The organism is Janthinobacterium glycogeni (genome assembly GCF_051380725.1).
Classification (GTDB): Bacteria; Pseudomonadota; Gammaproteobacteria; order Burkholderiales; family Burkholderiaceae_D; genus Janthinobacterium.
The window spans coordinates 381,934-393,752 of sequence record NZ_JBNYXP010000001.1 but is presented as its reverse complement, the minus strand read 5'-3'; the positions used below and the strand labels follow the sequence as shown (position 1 = coordinate 393,752).

General features: G+C 60.6%; 11 protein-coding genes. 8 read left to right on the top strand and 3 right to left on the bottom strand.

Features of this window, described 5'->3' with window-relative positions; genetic code table 11:
• The first annotated feature begins 18 nt into the window (after window positions 1–18).
• From ACQ4W4_RS01845 to ACQ4W4_RS01825, 5 genes are all read left to right on the top strand, one after another.
• Window positions 19–2,073, top strand: coding sequence for a phospholipase D-like domain-containing protein (locus ACQ4W4_RS01845; RefSeq protein WP_436540554.1), 2,055 nt, complete (start codon window positions 19–21; stop codon window positions 2,071–2,073).
• 2 nt (window positions 2,074–2,075) lie between these two features.
• Window positions 2,076–3,674 (top strand): tetratricopeptide repeat protein, encoded by a 1,599-nt coding sequence (locus ACQ4W4_RS01840; protein WP_436540553.1) that lies wholly within the window; start codon window positions 2,076–2,078, stop codon window positions 3,672–3,674.
• Between the two features lie 27 nt (window positions 3,675–3,701).
• Window positions 3,702–5,267 (top strand): tetratricopeptide repeat protein, encoded by a 1,566-nt coding sequence (locus tag ACQ4W4_RS01835; protein WP_436540552.1) that lies wholly within the window; start codon window positions 3,702–3,704, stop codon window positions 5,265–5,267.
• 131 nt (window positions 5,268–5,398) lie between these two features.
• Entirely contained in the window at window positions 5,399–6,157 is a 759-nt protein-coding gene (locus tag ACQ4W4_RS01830) for a substrate-binding periplasmic protein (RefSeq protein WP_436540551.1), read from the top strand.
• A gap of 17 nt (window positions 6,158–6,174) precedes the next feature.
• Window positions 6,175–6,804 (top strand): hypothetical protein, encoded by a 630-nt coding sequence (locus ACQ4W4_RS01825; protein WP_436540550.1) that lies wholly within the window; start codon window positions 6,175–6,177, stop codon window positions 6,802–6,804.
• Window positions 6,805–6,831: 27 nt separating this feature from the next.
• On the opposite strand, the gene ACQ4W4_RS01820 is transcribed toward ACQ4W4_RS01825, so the two are convergent.
• Complete coding sequence (locus tag ACQ4W4_RS01820) at window positions 6,832–7,323, bottom strand: hypothetical protein (RefSeq protein ID WP_436540549.1); 492 nt, start codon at window positions 7,321–7,323, stop codon at window positions 6,832–6,834.
• A gap of 41 nt (window positions 7,324–7,364) precedes the next feature.
• Window positions 7,365–8,012, bottom strand: a complete 648-nt coding sequence (locus tag ACQ4W4_RS01815; RefSeq protein WP_436540548.1) for a TetR/AcrR family transcriptional regulator — start codon at window positions 8,010–8,012, stop codon at window positions 7,365–7,367.
• 67 nt (window positions 8,013–8,079) lie between these two features.
• Between ACQ4W4_RS01815 and ACQ4W4_RS01810 the strand changes: the two genes are divergently transcribed.
• The 3 genes from ACQ4W4_RS01810 (at window position 8,080) to ACQ4W4_RS01800 (ending at window position 9,841) form a co-directional block, all read left to right on the top strand.
• On the top strand, window positions 8,080–8,598 hold the full coding sequence (locus ACQ4W4_RS01810) for a DUF2867 domain-containing protein (protein WP_436540547.1): 519 nt from the start codon (window positions 8,080–8,082) through the stop codon (window positions 8,596–8,598).
• A 95-nt stretch (window positions 8,599–8,693) separates the two neighbouring features.
• A complete protein-coding gene (gene pnuC / locus ACQ4W4_RS01805) occupies window positions 8,694–9,305 on the top strand; it encodes a nicotinamide riboside transporter PnuC (protein ID WP_436540546.1) in 612 nt (203 codons plus the stop codon).
• The gene (locus ACQ4W4_RS01800; protein ID WP_436541109.1) at window positions 9,305–9,841 is read left to right on the top strand and encodes an AAA family ATPase; all 537 of its coding nucleotides are present in this window, start codon (window positions 9,305–9,307) and stop codon (window positions 9,839–9,841) included. The genes pnuC and ACQ4W4_RS01800 overlap by 1 nt, the downstream gene beginning before the upstream one ends.
• On the opposite strand, the gene ACQ4W4_RS01795 is transcribed toward ACQ4W4_RS01800, so the two are convergent.
• Window positions 9,838–11,802: an alpha/beta hydrolase family protein gene (locus ACQ4W4_RS01795; protein ID WP_436540545.1), complete on the bottom strand. Its 1,965-nt coding sequence runs from the start codon at window positions 11,800–11,802 to the stop codon at window positions 9,838–9,840. The genes ACQ4W4_RS01800 and ACQ4W4_RS01795 overlap by 4 nt on opposite strands.
• Window positions 11,803–11,819: the final 17 nt, after the last annotated feature.

Below are 11,819 nucleotides of genomic sequence, written 5' to 3'. Positions count from 1 at the left end.
CACTGACGGGAGGGCACCATGCCGGAATCGAGCGGCCGCATCGAAACCACGCACATCGACGAAGTCGGACGCACTGCGACCAGTTCGCTCCAGTGGCTGCTGGAAAACCGCAACCTGAAGGGCAAGGCCAGCCACCCGATCACGCACAACAACAAGCTGACGCTGTTCATTTGCGGACAGGAGGGGTTCGCCGACATCGCCAGCGAGATCGCCAAGGCTAAACATTCGATTGACCTCTGCTGCTGGGGCTTCGACCCGGGCATGGAACTGGTGCGCGGCAACAGCGCCACCTGGCCGCGTGGTGACACGTTTGGCGACTTGCTGATCGCCGCCGCACGGCGTCACGTCAGGGTGCGCCTGCTGATCTGGTATGACCGGATCGGTTCACCGATGGTGCACAATATGCCGGGCCATTCGCATGGTACCTCGCCGTGGAAAATCGGTGGACGGCGCGCCGACGACATCAGCGCCAAAGCCAGCCTGGCGATGTTGCAGCACGCGGTCGCCACGAGAGCGATAATCAGCGGCGGTTACAGGGGCGACAGGATCCCGCCTGAGGATATCCCGATGCTGGCGCGTGAAGAATATTGCCACAGCTGGTATGCGGCCGCGTTCCATGGCTTGTTGGAGGGCCTGGAGATTCGCTTGCGGCACGGCGACAGCGCCGCGATCAGCAAGAGTATCGCGACCGAAATCAACCAGCCGCGCGGCCTGACGATGGGGGAAATCGAGAAGCCGGGCATGCAATACCTGGGCACGCATCATCAGAAGCCGGTCCTGATCGATTTCGACCACGAAGAAGGGGCGAAGGCCGTCGGTTACGTGATGGGACTGAACTCCGTGACCGATTATTGGGACACGACGGCCCATCTGCTCGACGACACGCGCCGCGAACAGGGCGGCGCCAATGAGCGGCGCGAGTGTTTGCAAGGAATGGCCGCGGACGGCGGGTTTGCCACGCTGAAACCGTACCAGGATTACGCCTGCCGCATCGACGGCGGCCGTGCACTGATCGCGCTCTACAATAATTTCGTGAAGGCATGGGACCGCGCGATCGACGACCGCACGCGTTCGGCTTCCACCGACTGTGTTAGCCGGGAGTTGCCATGTGGCAGCCCACCGGCGCGGCTGTTACGCAAGGTCGAACCGGGCGACTCCACCGTGCAGATCGTCCTGACGCAGCCCGAGGAACAAGACAAGACGATCAAGGAAACCTATTTTCGCGCGGTGACCCAGGCCAGCCTGGCGGCCGGCTACCTGTATATGGAAAACCAGTATTTCCAATATGAGGATTGGGCGCAGCATTTGCTGGCCGAGCGCAAGAAGGTGGTCGCCGCCTGGAAGGCCGGCAGTGTCAAGGCCGGCAAGACCATGCGTGATATGCCGGTCATGCATGTGTTCATCGTCATCCCGGTGCCCGAACGGGCGCAGATGGTGCCGCGCACCCACGACACGCTGGCGGCGCTGGGGCAGCACGATGGCATGACGGGGCAAAACAAGATGATCGATGATTACAACAAGCGGCCGAAAACCCGGCATGTCAGAGGCGGGTTCGGCATCACCAACGAGGTTGAAGTCACGTTGCCCGACGTGGTGCGGCACTCCAACGGCATCAACAAACCCGGCGCGATGACGCTCGAGAGCGAATTCGGGCTGAAGGTCTCGGTGGCCATGCTCAATGTCAGCGCGTTTGACAAGGACCGCTGGCGCTACCGTGAAATCTACATCCATTCCAAACTGATGCTGGTCGACGACGTGTTCATGACCTTGGGCAGCGCCAACCTGAACCAGCGCAGCATGGCCGTCGACAGCGAAATCAATATCGCCACCATCGACCGCCGAGTGGCCCGCGATTTGCGCAAGCGGGTTTGGCGCATGCATAGCGGGGGATTGGTCGATGGCGGGGGAGGGACGAAGGCGGAGATTGTGGATGCTTTTGAAAAGTGGGGAAACTTAATGAAGGCCAATCGGACGAAAAAGCTGGCAAAACAAGGAGGAGCAAAATTAAAGAAAATGATTGGTTTTTTGTTGCCATTAGAAGATAGCCGAAGTTCTACCATACGTCTGGGGTGAGCATGAAAAAGTATCAGAATATATTCATTCGCCTGCCATGTTCCGTATTGGTAGTTTTCTTGTGTATCCCTTTATTCGCCTGCAAAATGCCAAACGACAAAGAAGAAGTCTTGCCACGCAACCAAAGCCTGCCCCTCTTCAATCCGCATGTTCCTGATTTCATTTGTGAACTCGAATCGAACAAGGTGCCGCCCATCGATGCACAAGCGGAGGACTGGTTTCTCGAAGCACGCGCCCTGGAAGATCCTGAAATTTTCGTGGGTGACCGCGATTACAAAAAAATCGTCGATCTGACGCGTCAGGCGGCGGAGCGATTGCACTGGAAGGCGATGCTCAATCTGGCCAGCCTGTATGTGGAAGGGCGCGATCCCTCACATGGTAATGAAGATGCGGTGCAACTGGTGGAAAAGGCGATGCGGCTGGGCATACCGGCCGCCTATGACAGGATGGGGACGTATTATGCGAATGGCACCGGCGTTGACGGCGACAGCACTCGCGCTTATGCCTTCTGGCAAAAGGCTGCTGTCATGGGAAACCCTCAGGCGATGGCATTCTTAGGAGAGAAATTAAGAGCGGGAACAGACGGTGCTATTCCTGGATATTGGGCCAATATTCCTGTAGCGATAAAAATGATGGCATGTGCGCTTTCTCAAGGATACGGGCCTGCAGCGTTTAACCTGCACTATTTGTATGCAATACCAAGAGCTGCGAATGGCGATGAGATTGGCGATCGAACTCCCACAACCAAACAGCGTGCTCTAAATGTATTGCATGAGGGAGTCAAGTTTGGCTGCGCAGAATGTGCGAGCGCATTGGCAATTGAATTTGGTTCTCCTTTTGATCTTGCTGATATGCTGGCGCCATATGTGGATAAAGCTCGCGGCGAACGTTATGCGGTACTCAATCGTGAACTGGGATTCAATCCCAATGCGCGCTTTCCTAATCTGGACAAGGTATTGCCACTGCCCCCCGCCGATCTGCCGCCCTGGAATGGCGACAGGGATACCTTGCTGCATGCCGCCAAGGGCGTCAGCCCGCCGCCCGCCATCCCGCAGCCGAGCGCCGCCTCGCTTTCAACAGAGCCGTATTTCCTGGCCGCCGACTATGCGCTGCGGCCTACCGGCTTGCACAGCGATGCGCCGAGCGCGCCATTTTCCGCGTACTGGCAACCCGCCACTGGGCAGGGTTTGACGGAGCCGGCCCGGCTATTTCACAAAGGCGAAGAGTTCCCCCATTTCAGCGTGCTCGATGCCGCTGGCAAGAGCCGTTACGGCCCGGTGACGTGGGAACAGTGTCTGACGGTACGGCACAACCATGGGGCCGTGGAGCCGCGCGCGGCGCGCGGCTTGCTGCGCGAGGTGGCGCGGCCCGAGCCATGGTTGAGCTGTGCTTGCGCACAAGCCTGTCCGGTCAGCGGCGTCTGGCAACCGTGGGTGGCGGCCGACCATCCGCTGCAGGCCATCGTCAACCAGTACTGGCGCCAGACGTGGCTGAGCCAGGGCGCGCCGTTCCCGCGACCGTGCCACGACTGGCTGCTCGATTTGCCTGACGACGAGGTGATGTGGCATTTGATGGATGCGTCCCTTCCTGATATCGGATAGGGCGGCGCGGCAGCGATGGAGCACACAATGCATAGGAATCAATACGCATCGCTTATCTTCCTGTGCTGCCTGCTTGCCTGCAAAATGCCAGACGACAAAGTCCTGCCACGCAAGCAAAGCCTGCCACTTTTCAATCCCCATGTCGCGGATTTTATCTGTGAAACCGAGGCAAGCAAGGTGCCGCCCATCGATGCGCAAGCGGAGGACTGGTTTCGCGAAGCGCGCGCCATGGAAGACCCTGAAATTTTCGTGGAAGACCGCGACTATAAAAAAATCGTCGATCTGACGCGTCAGGCGGCGGAGCGGTTGCACTGGAAGGCGATGCTCAATCTGGCCAGCCTGTATGTGGAAGGGCGCGATCCCATGCATGGTGAGGAAGAAGCGGTGCAACTGGTGGAAAAGGCGATGCTGCTGGGCATACCAGCGGCGTATGACCGGATGGGAACCTATTATGCGAACGGTACGGGCGTGGCAGGCGACTCCACCCGGGCTTATGCCTTCTGGCAAAAGGCGGCGCTGATGGGCAACCCGCAAGCGCTGGGTTATTTAGGAGAAAAACTCACTGCAGGAAAGGATTATCCGGGTGCTGAAATGTGGGGGAATATTCCTGTGGCTATCAAGATGATGGAGTGCGCGCTGGGGCAGGGATATGGTCCACCCGCGTATGATTTATCTTATTTATATGTTGTATTGAGAACGCCTGACGGCACTTCTGATGGGGAAAGAACAGCTGAAACCAAAGAGCGTGCCTTGCAAGTATTACATACTGGAGTAAGGCTGGGCTGCGAGAAATGCGCAAACAAACTCACGATTGAATTTGGCGATCCGTTTGATCTTGCAAATATGCTGGTTCCGTATATTGATAAGGCCCGAGCGGAACGTTACGGCGTACTTGGTCGTGAGTTGGGATTCAATCCCAATGCGCGTTTTCCCAATCTGGACAAGGTGCTACCGCTTCCTCCAGCCGATCTGCCGCCTTGGAATGGCGACAGGGATACCTTGCTGCATGCCGCCAAGGGCGTCAGCCCGCCGCCCGCCATCCCGCAGCCGAGCGCCGCCTCGCTTTCAACAGAGCCGTATTTCCTGGCCGCCGACTATGCGCTGCGGCCTACCAGCTTGCACAGCGATGCGCCGAGCGCGCCGTTTTCCGCATACTGGCAACCCGCCACTGGGCAGGGTGTGACGGAGCCGGCCCGGCTATTTCACAAAGGCGAAGCGTTCCCCCATTTCAGCGTGCTCGATGCCGATGGCAGGAGTCGTTATGGCCCGGTGACGTGGGAACAGTGTCTGACGATACGGCACAATCATGGGGCAGTGGAACCGCGCGCGGCGCGCGGCTTGCTGCGCGAGGTGGCGCGGCCCGAGCCATGGTTGAGCTGTGCTTGCGGGCAAGCGTGTCCGGTCAGCGGCGTCTGGCAACCGAGGGTAGCGGCCGACCATCCGCTGCAGGCCATCGTCAACCAGTACTGGCGCCAGACGTGGTTGACCCAGGGCGCGCCGTTCCCGCGACCGCGCCGCGACTGGCTGCTCGATTTGCCTGGCGACGAGGTGACGTGGCATTGGATGGATATGTCCCTTCCTGATATCGGATAGGGCGGCGCACCAGGCGCGGCCCTTCCAGCAGCACAACGATGATGGATAATTGATCGTTATGTAGTACATCCAGGCAAATCGGGCATACACTATGCGCGGAACCAGTTGCGTTCACCAACCTGAAAAAAGTGATGGAAATGAAAGTTGTCAGGCTGTTGGCCATTGTCGCGACCCTGCTGGCGCTGCCTTGCCAGGCGATCGGCGAACCGCTCAGGATTGCCACCATACTCGGTGCGCCCTGGGGATTCATCGGGAGCGACGGCCAGCCCACGGGCATGATGTACGAAATCGGCAATCGCATCGCGGAAGTTGCCGGCTTGCGCTATACCAACTCCCTGGTCCCTTATCCCAGAACCGCCGCCGATATTGAAAACGGGATCGCCGACGTGACCATACGCTTCGGCAACGATCAAATGACGCGCGGCGCGGTGCCGGTCGACGTCATCGTCTCCATGCCCATCATCCTCGTCGGCCCATCCGGCAAGAATTACAGCAAGCTGAGCGAACTGCATGGCAAGACCGTCGGTGTGGTACGCACCAGCAAATATGTGGAGCAATTCGACAGCGACAATGCGATCCAGAAGTATCCCGTCAATGATTACGTCACCATGGCAAAAATGCTGGCCATGCGACGACTGGACGCGGGGATAGGCTCCAGCCTGGGCCTGTTTTACGGCGCGTACATGGCCGGCGTGAAACCGGAAGAGATTGGCGTGCCGCTTGTGCTGGGCAGCAACGATTTCATTTTGTTTGTTTCCAAGAAAACCGCACAGCCGGAAACGACGCGGGCACTCAAAGAGGCGGTCAAGAAACTCTCGGCCAGCGGCGAGATCAGGCAGATCATGAGCAAGTACAGCAAGTCATTCAGCGTCAATCTTCCACCGAGATAAATCGCCCCCTGGCGCCCATGCGCACGGTACGCGTGCTGCCGCGTGCCGCGCTGGAAGTGCCTCGTATAATTGTTGTTACGATTCACCGCCATCCTTTTTCGACCGGACAACCGATGCCCCCGACTCCCGCTTTACCACTTGACTGGCAGACATTTGAAACGGCATACGACGTCGAAGCAACCTTGTTCAGGCTGACCAACGCGTCGCTGGCCGTGCTGGGCGCGTCCGCTTTCAAGGACCAGGCATTTTTCGCCTTTGCCTTCAACGCCGTATCGTTTCCCTCCCTTTCGCTGAGCTTTGACACCGATCCCGACAACCGGGAGCGCGGTGACTATCCTCCGGACTGGTCGAACGAGTGCATGGAAGCCGACGTGCCGGAAATCGGCCAGCTGTGGGAGGAGGGCTACGCCAGGATCGAAGGCGCGCTAAGCGAGCTGATCGATGCCGCCGATGAGGAACTGCTCTGCGCCATCGAGGCAGGCTATCTGCACAGCCTGAGGAAAACCATGGTGCAGCTGGAAACGCGCCATGCTTTCGGGCAGATCAGGACGTGCGCGCGTTTCTGGACCGTGGTCACGCAAGTTGATGCCGATACGGAGGAAGAGGAGCGGTTGCTCGACCAGGTGCGCCAGGGCCTTCCGGCGTGACCGTCCGCTGTCCTTGCCGTCCGCCGGCTATGTCAGGGCTTGCCAGCGCCTGACTTCCTCGTCCGTCAGCATCGGTCCCCAGCCGCCACGCAGCGCCGCATCGTGCTGCACATAGTGTTCAAGCGGCGGTGCCGTCACGCCATGCCGGGCACAGATAGCCAGGACGGCTTCCAGCTGCCGCCGGCTTGCCGGAAGATCGTCGCCATGCCAGGTACAGGCGCTCGTTTCCAGCACATGCTGTACAAGTTCCTCCAGTTCGCCAAGCAGGTGTCCGTGCAGCGCCATGCGGATGTCGTCCGGCCAGGGGTCGCCCATGCCCGTGACAGCCAGGGATGCAAAGCCGCGCTCCCACGCAGCAAAATCCCCAGGCGCGAGCTGCGCCACTTTCCACACATGGCCGGCGAACGCGGACAGCGCCGGATGGTCAATATCAAAGCGCCGGCAAAAGCGTTGCAGGCACGTGAGCGCAAGGCATTGCCTGGCGATCACGGAGAGCGTGTCCAGCGATGTGTTGTGCATGACTCATTCGTTCCTGAAGGTGGCGCTTGCCGAAAACGAGTTCAATGTTGCCGTATTGCGATTGTCCCGCCTGGCAAGGCAGCCTGCATCAGCGCCTCCACCGGCAACTGAAAAAAGCGCGGCACCATGGCCGGCGACAAATCGTCCCCACCCTCCGTCATGGCCAGCCGGCCGCTCAGCAGCAGCATCACGTAGCCATGGCCCAGCGACCAGCCGGCGCTGGCGGCGGCCTTGTCCCAGCGCGCATCGAGGCCCGCTTCGCGCACGGCCGCGCCGGCCGTCTGCAGCACGTACTGGAAGCATGCCTGCGCCGCCTCCTGCAGGGCGGGGAACTGGCGCACGTCCTGGTGCTCGAACATCAGCCGGTAGTGGGCCGGTGCGGCCAGGGCGAATTCGATGTATTGCTGGCCCAGCAGCTGAAAACGCTGCTCGGCGGGCAGGCTGCCCTGCGGCGGCAGTTCGGCCTCCCATTTGGCGATCAGGCTGGCGAAGCCGGCCGCCGCCACGTCGGCCAGCAAGGCTTCCTTGCTGGGGAAGTGGCGGTACACGGCGGCGATCGACACGCCCACCGTGCGCGCCAGTTCGCGCAGCGAGAGGGCGGCGTCGTGCTGCTGCGCCAGTTGCGCGATGGCGGCGGAGACCAGGGTGTCGCGCAAGTTGCCGTGATGATAGGTACTCGTTGTCGTCATTCTATGTTATCGCTGTTCACATTGTCGTGTATGATGGCCATGTTATCACTGAACACATGGAGATCGCATGCAAGAGATGAACAACGTGGTACGCGCCGTGGCCTTGCCGCCCGGCGCCAGCATCGCCCCCCTGTACCCGGGCAGCAACCTGGCCGACGCGTACGCCGTCGACTTGCCCACCGCGCAGGCGCGCCAGATGGACATGCAAAGCCTGGCGCGCGTGCTGCTGGGCAGCCAGCCGGGCTGGGCGCACAAGCTGATGGTGTTGCGCGACGCCATCGTGGCGCGCTTCGGCATCAAGACGGCCAGGCAGATGGAAGCCAAGCCAGGCAAGCGCATCGGCATCTTCCGCATCTATGCCGTCAGCGACGACGAGATCATCGTGGGCGAGGATGACAGCCACCTCGATTTCCGCCTGTCCGTGCTGCGCGACCGCGATACGGGGCGGCATGGCAGCGTCACCATGTCCAGCGTCGTGCATTGCCATAACTGGGTGGGACGCGCCTACATCCTGCTGATCCGGCCTTTCCACAAGCTGATCGTGCGGCGTTCGCTGGCGCGCGCCGTCAAGGGCGGCTTTGCCTGAGCGGGCCGGGCAGGGAAGGGGCGTGACGGTGCGGGCAATCTTGCTTATTCATGGCCGGTATTGCATACTGCACCACCAGCCTCATCACGATTCCCATGAACGATACGCTTCTCCTGCTGGGTTTTGCCACCACGCCGCTTGAACTGATTTCCTTTGTCCTGGCACTGACAACCGTTGCGCTGAACATCCGCCAGAATCACTGGGCGTGGCTGTTCGCCATCATTTCCTCTGCCGCCTACGGTTTCGTGTTTTTCGAATCGCGCCTGTATGGCGACATGGCCTTGCAACTGCTGTTCATCAGCGTCTCGTTCTGGGGCTGGTACCAGTGGCTGCATCCGGCCAGCGGCGGCACGACCCTGCCCGTCACGCGCCTGGGCGCGCGCGGCTGGCTGGGCAGCGTCCTGGCGTGGCTGGCGGGCTTTGTGCTGCTGGCCTGGCTGCTGACCTCGACCGACACGGACGTGCCTCACGCGGACGGTTTCCTCACCGCAGGCAGCCTGGTGGGGCAATTCCTGCTGTCGCGCAAGAAGCTGGAAAACTGGATCGTCTGGATCGTCGTCGACGTGCTGTACGTGTGGCTGTACCTGCACAAGGACCTGACCCTGACGGCCATCCTGTATGCCGTGTTTGTCGTCATGGCCACGATCGGCTTGCTGGCGTGGAAAAAAGCAGCGCCGGCCGCGCCCGATGCCATGGCACTCAAGTGATGGCGCCTTTGGTGCGCGTGGCGATCCTGGGCGCGGAATCGTCGGGCAAGTCGACCCTGGCGGCCGCCCTGGCCGAGCGCTACGGCACCGTCTGGGTGCCTGAGTATTTACGTGAATTCGTCGCCACGCAGGGCAGGGTGCCCGTGGCGGAAGACCAGTATGGGATTGCGCGTACGCAAGTTGAACGCGAAGACGCGGCCGCCGCGCAGGCCCGCAACTATCTGTTCTGCGATACGACGCCGCTGATGACGGCGGTCTACAGCCGCCATTATTTCAATGGCGCCGATGCGCAACTGGCGGCGCTGGCCGCCGGCCATCAATACGACGCGACCATCGTGACGGCCCCCGACAGCCCCTGGACGCCAGACGGCTTGCAGCGCGAATCGGAAGCCGTGCGCCAGCTGATCTACCGCTACCTGCTCGACGAGCTGGACGCGCGCGGCATCGCCTACCTGCTGGTCAGCGGTCCACTCGCGCAGCGCTTGAAGCAGGTTGACGGCTGGATGGCGGGGGCTGCGGCAGTCCTGCAGCGTTAAGGCTTGCCAATATGCTGGTGCAGGAATGCTTCCAGTTTCCGATACATCGCGGTGGCGTTGCGCGTCTTGTAAAAGCCATGGCCCTCGTCTTCCACCATCATCCATTCAGGCGCGTTATTGGCGGCAATGAGCGCCTTGCGCATCAGCTCGGCGTGCACGGGCGGCGTGGTCTCATCCTTGTCGCCATGGATGAGCAGCACCGGCACCTTGATTCGCTGCGCTTGCTGGCTCGGTGAAATGGCGTCGAGTTCGCGCGTATCCTCGCCCACATAGTCCTGGAACTCGCGCCGCACATACTTGAGTCGGCGCGTGATGGGGGCGTCCTGCAGCAGCTTCAGTTCATACGCGCCGGCATAGCCAATCGCGCATTTGAAGGCGCCGGGCGCACGGATAGGCAGCATCATGGCCGCATACGCGCCGAAGCTGGCGCCATACGAACAGACGCGGCTGGCATCGACTTCTCCCTGCGCCAGCACGGCCGCCAGGCCGTCAAGGATATCATCCTGGATCAGCGTGCCCCATTGGCGATAGCCGGCGCGCCGGAAGCGCTCGCCGCGACCATCGGAGCCTCGGTAATTTACCTGCAGCACCGCATAGCCGCGGCTGGCAAGGAATTGGGCGTCGCTATCGAAATACCAGGTGTCGGCGATGCCATGCGGGCCGCCATGGGGCATCACCACCAGAGGCAGCTTGACGCCGGGAGCATGCTTCGGCATGGTCAGGTAGCCATGCAGGTCCAATCCGTCACGTGCCTTGAAGGCAATCGGCCGGCGCGGGGCCATCTGTTCCGGATTGATGTCGGCCATGGTCGCATACAGCAGGTCGGCCTTGTTGCTGGCTTTGTGATACAGGTAATAGCTGCCCGGATCGCGGTCGTTGGAAACGGAAAACAGCAAGGTGGCGCCATCGTCCGTGAAATTGATGAACTGGACATGATCGTCCGGAAACGAGGCGCTCAATTGCTGGTGCAGTCTGGCGCTATCGCTGGCAGGGTCGACGTACACGGTGCGTGGCCTGCCGATCTCGATGACGACGGCAAATGGCGTGTCGTCGGGCGCCAGCATGGCAGTGCTGACGTCGCCGACGGCATCCTGCGCCAGGGTAGTTTGTTTGCCGCTTGCAAGTTCTTGACGTATCAGCGAATGCGGGCCGTTATCGTTGTTCTGAAAGGCGAAAAACGCGCTGTCGTCCGGCGTGAACTGGAATGGAATAAAATTCCTGCCTTTTTGCATCGCATGCAGACGCCATTCGCTGCTGGCATCGTCATAGCGGTACAAGATGGGAGCGAGCTCGTCGTTCCAGCCATAGGCAAAACGTGGCACCTGATTATTCTGCAAGATGTAACTCAGCCGCGGCGCGGCAATATTGGCGATCAGCTTGCGCACGCCCTGTTTGCTGTCCACGTCATACAGCATCGAGCGGTCGCGATCCCAGTCCTGGGCGGACAGAAAGACATGGCCCGTGCGCGGCCGGGGAATGGTATTGATATAGGCGTAGCCATAATCGTCCTGATACTGTCCGCGGCTTGATGAGCGGAACATTTCATAGCCATACAAATATTCCTGCTTGTTGCCGTCGAGGTCAAAGGCGAGGATTTCTCCTGTCGACATGGGCTTTTCGAGGGAGCCTTGTTCCTCACCCTTGCGCATGACGAGGCGCCGGTTGTTCAGCCAGAAGTAGCTCATAGGCACTTCAAAGATACGCAGGCGCAGCGTGCCGACCAGTTGCATCTCGGGCAGGCTGTAGATGCCGATGGTGGGAACCATGCGTTCACCCTGGGGAACTTGCACCGTCACGGCCAAATGCTTGCCATCTGGCGAAAGCCGCAGCTTGCTGACGGCATCGCGCTTGGTGAAATGTTCGATGGGGATGAGTTGCTCTGCCGACCAGGCAGCGTTGGCCGTCAAAGTCGGGAACAGGACGGCGACGAGTAAGGGCAAGGCGCGTGGCAGTGTAGGCATCGGCAAGGGTGGATGGT

Coding starts and splice junctions, on each gene's coding strand:
- ACQ4W4_RS01845 (WP_436540554.1), top strand. CDS start 19: ATGCCGGAATCGAGCGGCCGCATCGAAACCACGCACATCGACGAAGTC.
- ACQ4W4_RS01840 (WP_436540553.1), top strand. CDS start 2,076: ATGAAAAAGTATCAGAATATATTCATTCGCCTGCCATGTTCCGTATTG.
- ACQ4W4_RS01835 (WP_436540552.1), top strand. CDS start 3,702: ATGCATAGGAATCAATACGCATCGCTTATCTTCCTGTGCTGCCTGCTT.
- ACQ4W4_RS01830 (WP_436540551.1), top strand. CDS start 5,399: ATGGAAATGAAAGTTGTCAGGCTGTTGGCCATTGTCGCGACCCTGCTG.
- ACQ4W4_RS01825 (WP_436540550.1), top strand. CDS start 6,175: ATGCGCACGGTACGCGTGCTGCCGCGTGCCGCGCTGGAAGTGCCTCGT.
- ACQ4W4_RS01820 (WP_436540549.1), bottom strand. CDS start 7,323: ATGCACAACACATCGCTGGACACGCTCTCCGTGATCGCCAGGCAATGC.
- ACQ4W4_RS01815 (WP_436540548.1), bottom strand. CDS start 8,012: ATGACGACAACGAGTACCTATCATCACGGCAACTTGCGCGACACCCTG.
- ACQ4W4_RS01810 (WP_436540547.1), top strand. CDS start 8,080: ATGCAAGAGATGAACAACGTGGTACGCGCCGTGGCCTTGCCGCCCGGC.
- pnuC (WP_436540546.1), top strand. CDS start 8,694: ATGAACGATACGCTTCTCCTGCTGGGTTTTGCCACCACGCCGCTTGAA.
- ACQ4W4_RS01800 (WP_436541109.1), top strand. CDS start 9,305: ATGGCGCCTTTGGTGCGCGTGGCGATCCTGGGCGCGGAATCGTCGGGC.
- ACQ4W4_RS01795 (WP_436540545.1), bottom strand. CDS start 11,802: ATGCCTACACTGCCACGCGCCTTGCCCTTACTCGTCGCCGTCCTGTTC.